This is a genomic window from Streptomyces triticirhizae, from assembly GCF_003696235.1.
Classification (GTDB): domain Bacteria; phylum Actinomycetota; class Actinomycetes; order Streptomycetales; family Streptomycetaceae; genus Streptomyces; species Streptomyces triticirhizae.
Map to the genome: position 1 here is coordinate 1 of NZ_RFFJ01000175.1, position 12,898 is coordinate 12,898.

Here is a 12,898-nt window from a genome sequence, read left to right on the forward strand (position 1 = left end):
CCGGGCGGGGGCCCGGCTCCGTCGCGTGCCCTCAGCCCTCGGGCGGCGGCTGGGTGTGCTCCTCGCCCCCGGGCGGCGGCCGCCCGACGTGGGCGACCAGGTCGGCGAGCTGGTCCGCCTCCTCGGGGCGGTCGGAGGCGCGCAGCACCTGGGCGAGCCGCTCGGCGACCAGGACCAGGTCCGGGTCGTCGCGGTCGACGGCCAGCCACGCGCACAGGGTGTCGAGCAGCCGTTCGGCCGGCGGGGTGGCCGGCCCCCGGGACGCCCCGTCGTCCTCCTGGTGCGGCTCCTGTTCGGGCCGGGGCAGCCACGGGCGGAACGGGGGCGGCACCTCGCCGTTGTTGGCGGCGGCTGACAGCTGCGCCAGCAGGCCGATCCGCTCGACCGCGCCCGCCACCTCATCGTCGTGGTTGGCCAGCCACCACACCACGGCGCTGCCGGGATCGCTCAGCACGTCGGTGGAGAGGTAACTCCGCTTGTTCCGCTCGTAGTTGCGTTCGTGCTCCCAGACCTCCTCGTCCTTGCGGACGTCCGCGAGCCTGCTCAGGCGCTCCCGGTCGGTCTCCACCAGCGCCATGTGGACGTTCCTGGCCATGGCCAGGACGCGCCCGGACGGGTCGGCCTCCATCACGCCGAGTACCGCGTTGAGCCGGTGCTGGGCCAGGCCGGCGTCGGCGGGATCCTGGCGTGCGGTGAACGCCCGGGCGCGCAGCAGGATCGAGGCGACGGCGATCCCGCCCGGGTCGAAGTACGCCATCCCCTCGACCTCCCTCGGCAGCCAGCGCACCGTCGCCGAGAACAGGAACGGGTAGTCGGGCTCGGCGCTGGGCAGGGCGACGTCGACGACGCGCTGCTCCAGCGCGTTCTCCTGCGGCGCGCGGCCCCGAAGTCCACGGGTCAGCGCGAACAGGGCCGCGCCGCCGAGCAGCAGCGCCCCGGCCAGCGCCGGCCACAGCCAGTCGGGCCAGCCGGTGGCGCGGCCGACGAGCAGCGCGAGCAGTCCGTAGAGCAGGGCGAGAAACGCCGTGAGCGCGCGGTGTCCTGAACTCATGGGGCGTTCTCCGTCGAACGGGGTCGGGAGTGCGGGGCTTCGGGTGGCGTGGGGGGCGTCAGGCCCTGGGCGGTGTCGAGGGCGCGGCGGAGCCGGTCGACAACGGGGAGCCGGGCGGCTCGCAGCGCGGGGTCCTCGTGGGCCCAGACCCGCGCGGCCAGATACATCGGGCCGGCCGTGCGGGGGCTGGCCGCGCCGGCCTCGGCCAGGATCTCCACCAGCGGGTCGCCGTGCCGGTCCGCGGTCCCGGCGACGGCCGTCAGCCACCACCGGAACGCGTCGTCCCACTCGGCGCGCGGCAGCCGTTCCAGCGCGTCGGCCCACCCCCGCACCAGCGGCTCGCGGAAGGCGTCCGCGCGCAGCGGCGCGGGGTGGGCGGCCAGCGGGCGCGTCAGCCCGAGCAGGAGCCGCCGGTCCGCGTCGGCGTGGGCGTGCCGCCCGTTCGGAATGTGCCGGGTCAGGCGGTGCAACAGCCGGGCGGCGAGCCGCCGTTCGGCCATGACCAGCTCCCGCAGCTCCTCCCACGCGGGGCTGCGCTGGTCGCGGGTCTCCCGCCGGGCGAGATGGTGCAGCCGCACCATCGCCTGGTCGGGGTGGTGCACGGCGATCACCCGCGAGCAGACCACGGTCAGCGCCAGCCGTTGGAACTTCGGCAGGTCGGCCCGCCGTACCTCCTCCAGGATGAGCCGCCGCACCGCGCGGCCGTGACGCGGATGCTCAAGCCCTGCGGTCAGCGCCTGGGTGGCGTCCGGCACCAGCTGCTGCGAGGGGTCCGTTCCGGTCCACGCCCTGGCCACGGTCAGCAGCCGCTCCGGCTCGCCGCCCCGCAGGGCCCGCTTCGCGAACCGGTCGACCACCCGCTCGCGCTCCCCCGTCGGCAGCCCGAGGATGCGCACGCAGCGCACCACCCATGCCTGAACGTCGCCCCGCAGGTCGGCGTAGTAGGTCCAGAAGTGGTCCAACACCGCCTCCTCGCGGCCCGGTTGCTCGAAGCGCACCCGGCCGTCGGGCCCGGACACCTTCGCCCGCACCTTCTCCAACTCGGCGGTCAGGTCCGCGTGGTCGAGCCGGGGCCGGGCGTCTCGGCCGTGCCGCAGCTGTGTCGACAGCAGGTCCAGGGCCCGTTGCACGATCTCCGGCCGCGCCCCGTGCAGCGTCGCCACCGTCAACGCCAGCGCGCGGCGCCGCCCGTCGGGCAGGCCGGCGAGAAAGGCCGCCGTCTTTGCCGCGTCCTCGGTGGCGCGGTCCAGGGCCTCCCGCGACCAGGCGGCGAACCCGGCGTCCGGCCGCGCCGCGTGGGCCTCGCCGACCAGCCGGGCCAGCTCGGCCACCCGGGCGAGGGAGGCACCGGCCAACTCGGCGGCCACCTCGGGCAGGTCGAGTTCCTCCGGGGTGAGACGGACGCCGTCCTGCCGCAGATGGCGCATCAGCACCGCACGCGTTGGGGGCGGGTCGATCCTGGCCACGTGTGCCGCCAGGTCGGCGGCGAGCAGGGCGGTGGCCTGTTCCGGCACCACCACCGCCAGCCGCGCCTCGCGGCGTTCGACGACGGCCAGGAAGTCGGCCAACGCGCCGCGCAGCCGCAGGAGTTGACCGGTGTCGCTCTCGGAGAGGTCGAGCAGCAGCCGGGCGCGCCGCCCGACCGCGCCGGCATCCAGCGGGGTCTCGTTCTCCTCCTCGCCGATGTCGACCTCGTGTACCGGGTCGCCGTCCGGGGCCAGCTCGTGGAGCACCATCTGGGCGGTGGCCCGCCGCCCGCCGCCAACCGGGCCGGAGACCGCGACGGCCGACCGCTCCGTGAGCAGCCGCCGGGCCCGGGCGTAGCCGGTCGGCGGAACGAAGCGCGCCCGCAGGTGCCGCAGCTGACCCCGGGCCACCGCGCGGGGGTCGCGGGCCCGTGGGCCCAGCCGCCGGAACGTCTCCTCCATGGCCACCTGGATCACATACTGGTGGCCGGAGCCGGTGTTGATGGGTCCGGCCGCCCCGGCGACCCAGGTGTGGGAGTCGCCGCTCACCGCTCGTCAGCCCTCCGGCGCCGCGCGGGCCCGAAGTGCGGGGCGACGGACCCGGCGCCGTCGCCCAGGACGGCGCCGTCGCCGTTGACCTGAACGCCGCCGACCTTCTCGCCCTCGATCCGGTCGCCGCCGTAGCTGTCGCCGTGCACCGTGTCGCCGCTGATGTGAGTCTCGCCGTAGCGGTTGCCCAACTGGGCGCCCGGGGGCAGCCCGTCCACCCGGAACTGCGCGCCGGTGCCGGTGTGGAACATCGCCTCCCGGCCGTCCCCGAGCGAGACGTTCCCGAACCCGTGAACGTCCCCGGCGTCGCCGCCGTCGGGCCCCAGGCCGGCCCCGGCGGCGGCTCCCGAGGCGCCGTCCCCGTTCCCGGCGTCCCGGTCCGCCGCGCCCAACCGGGGCACGATGCGGGCCAGTTCGTCGCCGATCTGCTTCAGGTCGTGCTCGGCGGTGCGGAGTTCGAAGCGCAGGTACTGGCACTCGGCGAGCCGCGCGATGCTCTCCGGCAGCCGCTTCGCGTCGAGTTGCTCGGCGCGCCGGCCGAGCAGGACCGGCAGCACCACGAGACCGCAGGCGAACGCCTCCTCGATCTCCCTGCGCACCCAGTCGTGCTCCGCGTCGAGCGCGCGGCCCTCCGGCCGGTTCCGGTCGGGCTCGTCCAGCCAGCGGGGCCCGATCAGGGCCAGCAGCACCTCGCTGCGACGCACCCCCCGGTCCAGGGCCTCGGCGTAGTCCGTGCCCTTGGGAATGGACTTCGCCGCCAGGAACGCGGCGCCCTCCCCGAAGCGGCGGGTCAGCTCCTCGTGGACGCGGTAGGCGATCTCCTTGCCGTCGCTGGTGCGGTAGTTGATGAAGACATCGGGCATGACGAAGCCTCTCTCGGGATGGGGGAACTTCTGTTCGGTGAGCGGTCAGAGGGTGGTCAGGGCTGCGGCGAGGTCGGGGCCCAGCTCCCGGACCGCCGGATGCCGACGGTGGCGGCCCAACACCCGTGCGGTGCGCCGCAGATCGGCGGCGATGGTCGCCGAGCGAACGGCCCCGGGCCGGCCGAGCAGCGGCGCGAGAACGGCGCAGCAGGCGTCGATCTCGCCGGCGGTCGCGTGCGCCAGGGCGAGCCGCACGCCGTTCCGGGTCCCGCTGCGCAGCGCGTGGGCGGGCACCCGGGCGGACTCGCGCGCGTACAGCTCGGCGGCGCGCGCGGGTTGGCCCAGCTCGTGGAGGCACCACGCCGTGTAGGTGGTCACCAGGTCGGGCACGTGCGAGGCGCCGATCATGGCGCCCCGTTCGACGTCCGCCGCCCGGTTCAGCAGCTCGCGCGCCCGGTCCAGGGCGGACATCGCGGCGCGTTCGTCGCCCGCGACGGCCCGGGCCTGGGCGAGGTGCTGGGCCGCCAGGCCACGGACCCGGGGCGAGACGGGGCTGGCCAGGGCCCGCTCGGTCAGCGCGGCGGCCGTCGCGACATCGCCGCGCAGCAGGCTCACCAGGCCGCGCCTGACCAGCCCATAGGCGGCGAGGTGCGGGTCGTCGCCGGCCTCGGCGAGCGCGACGGCCCGGTCGGTCCACCACAGCGCGGCCTCGTCGTTGCCCGACTCCTGGGCCATCCAACCGGTGTACTCGGCGAACCGGGCCGCCAGCACCAGCAGTTCGCGGCGGGCGCGCGGGGTGGAGGAACGGCGGGCCAGCTGCTCCACGCCATGGGTCTGGGCGGCCAGGGCGGGGATCAGCAGCCCCGGCTCCGACGCCTGGCCGAGGCCACGGAACTGGGTGAGGAGCGCGCCGGCGGCCTCCAGCAGGGTGGAACCGGTGGCGTCGGCGGCGGCGCGGGGGCCGCCGAGCCCGACGGCCAGGATCGAGCCGGCGCCGGCCATCGCCACCTGACGGCGGTCGAGGGCGGCGAAGTGGCTCGATCCGTCCGTTCTGTCCATACGCACAACCCACACCTCGCCTTCGTCACTGACAGGGGCGGCCCCGGCGGGTGGCGTGCCTGCCGCACGCGCCGGGCGTTCGGGAACCAGGGCGGCGAGGACGCCGCCCGCTTCCAACGTGACGTCACAGAGCCTCGCCAGTCCGGGAGTTGGGCGCTTCTGACCCGTCTCCACCTTGCTGAGATGGCTCTTGCTGTAGTGCACCCGGCCGGCCAGCCGGTCGAGCGTCCAGCCGGCGGCCAGCCGCAGCCGCCGGAGTTCCGGACCGAACAGGGAGGAACCATCAGACATCGGAACCTCCGGGACCTTCGTGCCGAACCGGCCGTCGATCACCGGAAGTCAGCCTGCGGCAGCGGCGGTCGCTGAGGCAAGGAGAGTGAGACTGTTTCCCGTTTCCCATACGGAGAGTGCAGACCTTCTCACCGCACCGTGTCGAGAGCACCTCGACCGCCCGGAATGGCCGGCGACACCCGGAAGGAACACCCGAAAGGCTTCCGAGATCTCCGATAATTATCGGAGCATCCGGCGCCGGAGAGCCCTCCCAGCGGCAGCGGCGGCGAGAGAGCCGAGAGGGAACCGCGTGCGAGTTGGCAGCTCATGGTGGAGGTCAACTCCCGGGCCGGCAGCAAACGTTGACCGGAAGTTTCCCGGAAGGATTCATTGACGGCCCCTCGGGTGGGGCGCATACTCCGATCGATCGTTGCCGATCGCCACGGCGCCGTCGCTCTCCGGTGGGTCGAGGGCGGCGGCGCCTCAGGGCCGCGCGGCGCGTCACCCCCCTGTCCGGACGGCACGTTGGCCGGTCCGGATTCCTGGAAGAAGGTAACCGCGATGATCGACGCACCCCGTGGGCGCACCCGCCCGCGTTGGAGATCCCCCCTCAGACGGGCCCTGGCCGGCACGGCCGTCGGCCTGCTGGCCGCGACCGGCCTGGTCGCGACCGCCGGCACCGCGCACGCCGCCGACACCGCCACCGCCACCGGCGGAGCGCGGGCCGCCGAATCGGCGCTGGCCGCCAGCACGCTCGGCGAGGCGGCGGCCGAGCGCGGCCGCTACTTCGGCACCGCCGTCGCCGCGAACCACCTCGGCGAGGCCGACTATGTCGGCACGCTCAACCGCGAGTTCAACAGCGCCACCGCCGAGAACGAGATGAAGTGGGACGCCCTGGAGCCACAGCGCGGGCAGTTCACCTTCGGCAACGCCGACCGGATCGTCGACCACGCCCAGGCCCAGGGCATGGACGTCCGGGGCCACACCCTGGTCTGGCACTCCCAACTCCCCGGCTGGGTGGGCTCCCTGGGGGCCGACGACCTGCGCGCCGCGATGAACAACCACATCACCACGGTGATGGGCCACTGGCGCGGCGAGATCCACTCCTGGGACGTGGTCAACGAGGCGTTCCAGGACGGCAGCAGCGGCGCCCGCCGCTCCTCCCCCTTCCAGGACCGGCTCGGCGACGGCTTCATCGAGGAGGCGTTCCGCACCGCGCGCGCCGCCGACCCCAACGCCAAGCTCTGCTACAACGACTACAACACCGACGGGATCAACGCGAAGAGCAACGCGGTCTACGACATGGTCGCCGACTTCAGGCAGCGCGGCGTGCCGATCGACTGCGTCGGCTTCCAGTCCCACTTCAACGCGCAGTCGCCGGTGCCGGCCGACTTCCAGCAGAACCTCCAGCGGTTCGCGGCGCTGGGCGTGGACGTGCAGATCACCGAGCTGGACATCGAGGGCTCCGGCACCGCCCAGGCCGACAACTACCGCACCGTCGTCAACGCCTGCCTGGCGGTGTCCCGTTGCACGGGTATCACGGTGTGGGGCGTGACCGACAAGTACTCCTGGCGCAGCGGCGGCACCCCGCTGCTGTTCGACGGCAACTACAACAAGAAGCCCGCCTACGACGCGGTGCTGGCCGCGCTCGGCGGCACCCCGGGCGGCGGCGACCCTGACCCCGACCCGGGCGACGGGAGCTGCACGGTCAGCTACGAGGAGACCGACCGCTGGGGCGACCGGTTCAACGGGCGGGTCACCGTGCGGGCCGGCGACACGGCGATCACCGGCTGGACGGTCACGGTGACGGTCACCTCGCCGCAACAGGTCTCGACGACATGGAACGGCACGCCCAGTTGGGACAGCGGCGGCAACGTCATGACGATGCGGCCCAACGGGAACGGCAACCTGGCGGCGGGGCAGTCCACCAGCTTCGGCTTCACGGTGATGGCCAACGGCACCTGGACACAGCCGCGCCTCGGCGGCTGCGTGGCCAGCACATAGGGCCGAAGGCCCGGTAGTCCCCGGCGGCCCCGGCGGCCCGGGGCGCGGCGTCCCTCCCCGGCGCCGCGTCCCGAGCCGCGCCCGTTCGGGCACGGAACGTGGGCACCGGGGCAACGGGGCGGCCGGCAACCGGGCAGCGGGGCACCGGGGCAACGGCGCTCCGGAGCCTCCCGCTTGGGCCCGATCTGGCCGGAAGCTGCGCCCGTCGGCTGCAACATCCTGACGCGCGAGCCCCTGCTCGGGGCGGGTCGATGCGGGTAGCGTCGGGCTCCCTCGTCCTCCCCCACCCCGTCAGGACCAGGTGGCCCGCATGACGACCCGCATCACGCCCCCACCGCCGCCCGCCCCCGCACCCCGGGCCGCGACGCACCCGAAGCCCGGACGTTCCGGGGCCGCGCACGAGCGGCGTCCGCTTCCAGCTGCTCGGCCCGCTGAGCATCACCGACGGCGGCGAGACGGTGGTCCTCCACCCCTCGAAACCGGCCAACCTGCTGGCCGCGCTGCTGCTCAACGCCAACGCCATCGTCTCCGTCGAGTACCTCCAGCGGATGGTGTGGGGCGACGAGCAACCGGCCACCGCGCGGGCCGCGTTGCAGACCTGTGTGCTGCGGCTGCGCCGCCTGTTCGCCAAGCACGAGGTGGTGGACGCGTCCATCGAGGCGGTGCCGGGCGGCTACCGGATCACCGCCGACGCCCGCTCGTTGGACCTGATCGACTTCCGCGACCGGCTGCGCGAGGCGGCCGGGCTGACACCGGGGGCCGCGTTGGCCCCGCTCCAGGGCGCGTTGGGGCTGTGGCAGACGGGCGTGCTGGCCAATGTGCGCTCCGACGTGCTGCACAGGGACGAGGTGCCGCGTCTGCTGGAGGAGCGGCTGCGGGCCGTGGAACGGCTCTGCGACCTGCGGCTTGAGCTGGGGCAGTGCGGGCAGGCGCTGGTGGAGCTGTGGAGCGCGACGCGGGCGCACCCCGACCACGGCCGGTTCCGCGAGCAGCTGGTCGAGGCGCTCTACCGTTCGGGGCGGCAGGCGGAGGCGCTGGCCGAGTACCGGAGGTTCAAGGCGTATCTGGCGGAGGGGTCTGGGCGTCGGCCCCTCGGCGGCGCTGCGCCAGCTGGAGCTGTCGATCCTGCGCGGCGAGGACCTGGGCCCGGCGAGCGAGTCCGCCGCCCCGCCGGCCCCGGCGCCGGCGGAGCCCCGGGCGGGAGCGCGGCCCTCGCCACCGGCGGTCCCGTGGTTCACCGGCCGGGCCGACGCGGTCGCGGCACTGCTGCGGCGGCTGACGGCCGGGCCCGAGGGCCCGGGCGCGCCGGTCGCCGAACTGGTCTGCGGCGGCCCTGGGATCGGGAAGACCGCGCTGGCGCGGCAGGTGGCGCACCTGGCGCGTGACCACTTCCCCGGCGGGCAGGTGCTGGTGCGGATGGCGCGCGCGGACGGCACGCCCCGGAGCGCGGCCGAGGTGACCGACGAACTCGCCGAGCGGCTGGGCACGTTGACCCCGGCCGACCCGGGGGGCCGGTGACCTCTGCAGCGCCACGGCGCAGTCGGCCGGCTCCCAGACCGGCGCGTCCAGCGACCCCAACGCGGCGTAGGCGGCGCCCAGTTCGGGCGTCAGCCGGTCAACGGCCGCGTCCAGCAGCGCCACCACCGACATCCGGGGATCGCCCGCCAGGGACAGCCGCGCCAGCGGCTCCTCGGCCAGCCAGCGCGCGCAGTCGCCCAGGCCGAGACCGGGCCGGGTCTCCAGCCGGGCGGCGGCGATCACCAGCGCCAGCGGATGGCGGCCGCAGACCTCGGCCACCTCGTCGGCCGCGCCCGGCTCCGCCGCCACCCGCTCCGCGCCCGGCACGGCGGCCAGCAGCCCCGTCGCCTCGTCGGCCGTCAGCGGCCCCAGCCGGTGCACCCGCACCCCGTGGGTCGCGACCAGCCCGGCAAGCCCCAGCCGGCTGGTGATCACCGTCGCGTGCCCCGCGACCGCCGAGAGCACGCCCCTGACGCCGGCCGGTTCCACCGCGTCGTCCAGCAGCAGCAACGCCCGTTCCGAACTCGCAATGGACGGCCGGGAACGACGGCCGGCGGAGGTGCTGGCGCGGCACCCCGCCGGGGCAGGCCGCCTTCCCGGCCCGGCCGGCGGGTCAACACCGAGTAGTGACAGACGCGTTGTCCGTTGGTTGGATGCCGGGGACGTTCCCCGTTGCCTGGCCTGGGAGTTGTGTCGTGTCGCTGTCCCGCCGTGCCCTGCTCTCCCTCCTGCCGGCCGCGACGGTCGCGGGCCAGGCGGCCCTCGCCGGGCCGGCCAACGCCGCGCCCGGGTCAGCCCGTTGGGGCGGCAGGCCCGCCTCGGCGGCGGCGGCCGACCACGCGCGGCTGCTGGCCAACACGGTCGCGACGTTCGCCGGCACGCCCGAGTCCAACGCGCGCCCCGAGGCGGCCGGGAAGCTGGCCGCGATCGCCGACACGGCCCGCACCTGGCTGGCGGCCTGGGACGCGGCCGGCGCCGGCGAGCTGTTCGCCGGGCTGCCGCTGGGCGACAACGACGCGCACCTCAACGCCAGTTACCAGCACCTCTACGAGATCGCCCTGGCCACCGTCGCCCCCGGCGACGCCGCCCCCGACCTGCGCGGCAACGCCGCCGTCCGGCGCCGGGTGGTCGAGGGCCTGGCCTGGCTGCACGAGCGCTACTACGGCGACCAGTCCGCCGGCTACTACGGGAACTGGTTCCACTGGGAGATCGGCATCTCCACCCACACAAGCCGCACCCTGGTCCTGCTCGCCGAGGAACTGGCCGCACAGGCACCGGAGTTGACCGCCACCTATGTGGCGTCCATGGACGCCTACCTGCGCAACGGAGAGAACGGGGACGTCGATCTCGACTCCCGCTTCCACACCGGCGCCAACCTCGCCGACATCACCGTCAACCGGGTCCTCCAGGGCGCGGTCACCGGCGACGAGGCCCGGATCGTCAAGGCCGTCGCCGACCTGACGACCGTCTTCCACCCGATCGACCCCTACGACCTGCGGCACGGCGTCACCGACGGCTTCTACGCGGACGGATCGTTCCTCCAGCACGCCTCGGTCGCCTACACCGGCTCCTACGGCACCTCGCTGCTGGGCCGGGTGACACAGGCGTTCTCGGTGCTCGCGGGAACGGAGTACCTGGCGCGGGCCGAGTTGGTGGAGGTGGTGCGCGGCTGGCTGGTGAACTCCTTCGCGCCCGTGGTCTTCGAGGGCTGGATGATGGAGCTGGTCAGGGGCCGGGCGGTGTCCCGGACGACCAGCGGCTACGCGGCGGTCGCGGCCGTGGTGGAGGCCGCCGTCGACCTGTCGGCCGCCGTCGAACACCCGGAACGGGCCCGGGAGTTGCGCGGCTATGTGCGGTATCTGCGGGAGACCTCGCCGGTGGCGCCCGACCCGGTGGGCTTCGTCTCGCCGGTGAGCGTGGCCCGCTACGCGGACATCCTCGCCGACGACTCGGCCCCGCCCGCCGACCTGGGCCCGGCGGCGCGGAACGTGGCGTTCAACGCGATGGACCGCACCGTGCACCGCAGGCCCGGCTACGCGTTCGCGCTGGCCCGCAGCTCGCGGCGGATCAGCCGCTACGAGTACATGTCGGGGGAGAACCTGATGCCCTGGTTCCAGGGCGACGGTGCCCACTATCTGTACCTGTCGGGCCAGGACCAGACGCGGGCGTTCGGCGTGGACTACTTCACCGCCGTCCCGCCCCACCGGCTGGCCGGGGTCACCGCCCCGGTGGAGGAACGGGCCACCGTCCCGGAGCTGTACGGCCAGCCGTTCTACGACAACCCGGAGGCCGGGTTCACCGCCTCCTCCGAGGCGCAGAACACCTATGTCTACTTCCCGTGCTCCACCAACGCCCACTCGGGCGGCGCCAGCCTCGACGGCTTCGGCGCGGTGGGGCTGGTGCTCGCCGACGACGTGGCCTGGCGGGACAAGGCGGCCGGGCTGCTGCCCGAGGACTTCGTGGCCTACCGGAACGCGTCGGGCGTCCGCTCCTGGTTCCTCCTCGACGAGGAGGTGGTGCTGCTGGCGGCCGGCGTGCGGGACCCGGCCGGGCGGGCGGTGACCACCACCGTCGACGCCCGGATCGCCGCGCCCGAGGCCGACCTCGCCGTCACCGGCCGGCTGGCGGACGGCCGCCCCTGGCCCGGGCCCGGCGCCCAACAGCGGCTCTCCTGGCTGCGGTTCGCCGACCGCGACGCCAACACCGCCGTGGGCTACGCCTTCCTGGAGCCGACCGAGGCCCGCGTGGACCTCGCGACGGTGACCCGCAACCGGCGGCTGGTGCGCACCGCCAACCCCGACACCCCCGTCACCAAGCGGGTGTTCACCCTCGGCACCGAGCTGCCCGCCGGGGCGCGGGAGCCGGGCACGCTGGCCTGCGCGCTGGTGCCCGGCGCCGACGAGGAGCGGCTGGCCGCCTACGCCGGCGGCCCGTTGACCGTGCTGGCCAACACGGAGCGGCTCCAGGCCGTGGCGCACCGGGAGTTGGGGCTTGTCGGCGTCAACTCCTTCGCGCCGGGCCGCCATCGGGCCGGCGGGGTCGAGGTCGAGGGACCGGCCTCGGTGCTGGTCACCCGTGCCCCGGACGGCACGGTCTCGGTGGCGGTCGCCGACCCGACGACGGAACGGGACCGGATCGCGGTGACGCTGCGCGGCCGCGCGCTGCGCCCCGTCGAGCTGGACGGCGGCGTCCTGGTGCGCCGCGTCCCGGGCGGCACGCGGCTGACCGTCACGACGCGCCGCGCCTATGGCGCCTCGCTGACCGCGCGCCTGGCGCCGGGCGACCGGTGAAACGGCCGCCGCCCGAGGAACCGGCCGGGTGGCCGGCGCCTCGGGCGGCGGGGGCGGGGCAAGGAACGTCAGTGGTAGGGCATCGGCTGCGGCCCCGGGGGCCCGGGGCGTTGGGTGCCGCCGAGGAAGTACCCGGTGAACACGGCCGCCGCCGGCGCCAGCGCCATCAGCGGCCAGGTCATGCCGTGGGAGTTCTCCGTCCAGCTCTCGAAGACGTCGGAGAAGTCCTCGAAGAAGATCTCCAGGGAGCCCTTGGCCCCGTCGACGGCCTCGGAGGCCAGCACCGCCGAGGCGAACGTCTCGCCCAGCACCATCGTCAGCACGGCGCCGACCGCCGCCAGCCAGTAGAGCCCGACCTGTCCGGGCGCCAGCTTGGCCACCGGCAGGCCGACCAGCGCGCCGATCAGCGGGGCCAGCCAGGTGAGTTGGGCGACGTCGATCTCGGTGTCGCCGTTCTCCATGGCGTCCCGGATGAGGTCCTCGAAGTCCACCACCATGCCGGTGACCAGGCCGTAGAGGAAGAACAGCGCCAGGACCGCCCCGAACATCAGGGCGACGGCGGCGCCCGCGTTCCCCCGGCGCGGGGGCGGCGGCGGGTAGGGCCCGGGCATCCCGGGTCCCGGCATTCCCGGCCCGGGCATTCCCGGCCCGGGCATTCCCGGCCCGGGCATTCCCGGGCCCGGCATCGCGGGCCCCGGGCCGCCCTGCGGATAGCCGTATCCGGGCTGCGGGCCCGGCGGTTGGGGCTGGGGCTGCTGCGGATAGCCGTAGCCCGGCTGCGGCCCTGCGGGCCCCGGCGGCGGTCCCGGCTGGGCCGGGCCCGGCGCC

Annotated in this window: 7 protein-coding genes and 1 pseudogene; 3 read left to right on the top strand and 5 right to left on the bottom strand. The window is 75.1% G+C overall.

Features of this window, described 5'->3' with window-relative positions:
• Window positions 1-31: 31 nt before the first annotated feature.
• Genes EBN88_RS23635 through EBN88_RS23650 form a run of 4 tightly spaced genes read right to left on the bottom strand, consistent with a single transcriptional unit; the run spans window position 32 to window position 5,279 of the window.
• Window positions 32-1,051, bottom strand: coding sequence for a hypothetical protein (locus EBN88_RS23635; protein WP_122399093.1), 1,020 nt, complete (start codon window positions 1,049-1,051; stop codon window positions 32-34).
• Complete coding sequence (locus EBN88_RS23640; RefSeq protein ID WP_122399094.1) at window positions 1,048-3,066, bottom strand: ABC transporter substrate-binding protein; 2,019 nt, start codon at window positions 3,064-3,066, stop codon at window positions 1,048-1,050. The genes EBN88_RS23635 and EBN88_RS23640 overlap by 4 nt, the downstream gene beginning before the upstream one ends.
• Complete coding sequence (locus EBN88_RS23645; RefSeq protein ID WP_122399095.1) at window positions 3,063-3,929, bottom strand: toll/interleukin-1 receptor domain-containing protein; 867 nt, start codon at window positions 3,927-3,929, stop codon at window positions 3,063-3,065. Before EBN88_RS23645 ends, EBN88_RS23640 begins: the two co-directional genes overlap by 4 nt.
• Before the next feature lie 45 nt (window positions 3,930-3,974).
• Entirely contained in the window at window positions 3,975-5,279 is a 1,305-nt protein-coding gene (locus EBN88_RS23650) for a helix-turn-helix domain-containing protein (RefSeq protein WP_122399098.1), read from the bottom strand.
• A 540-nt stretch (window positions 5,280-5,819) separates the two neighbouring features.
• Between EBN88_RS23650 and EBN88_RS23655 the strand changes: the two genes are divergently transcribed.
• The 3 genes and pseudogenes from EBN88_RS23655 to EBN88_RS23670 all read left to right on the top strand — a co-directional run bounded on the left by EBN88_RS23655 (window position 5,820) and on the right by EBN88_RS23670 (window position 12,070).
• Window positions 5,820-7,262, top strand: a complete 1,443-nt coding sequence (locus tag EBN88_RS23655) for an endo-1,4-beta-xylanase (protein WP_122399096.1) — start codon at window positions 5,820-5,822, stop codon at window positions 7,260-7,262.
• 419 nt (window positions 7,263-7,681) lie between these two features.
• Window positions 7,682-8,768, top strand: a pseudogene (locus EBN88_RS23660) (BTAD domain-containing putative transcriptional regulator); the annotation flags it as partial.
• Between the two features lie 707 nt (window positions 8,769-9,475).
• Window positions 9,476-12,070: a polysaccharide lyase family 8 super-sandwich domain-containing protein gene (locus tag EBN88_RS23670; protein ID WP_122399097.1), complete on the top strand. Its 2,595-nt coding sequence runs from the start codon at window positions 9,476-9,478 to the stop codon at window positions 12,068-12,070.
• 68 nt (window positions 12,071-12,138) lie between these two features.
• On the opposite strand, the gene EBN88_RS31295 is transcribed toward EBN88_RS23670, so the two are convergent.
• Window positions 12,139-12,898: hypothetical protein (locus EBN88_RS31295; protein WP_233580885.1), on the bottom strand; the 760-nt coding region annotated here is incomplete at its 5' end.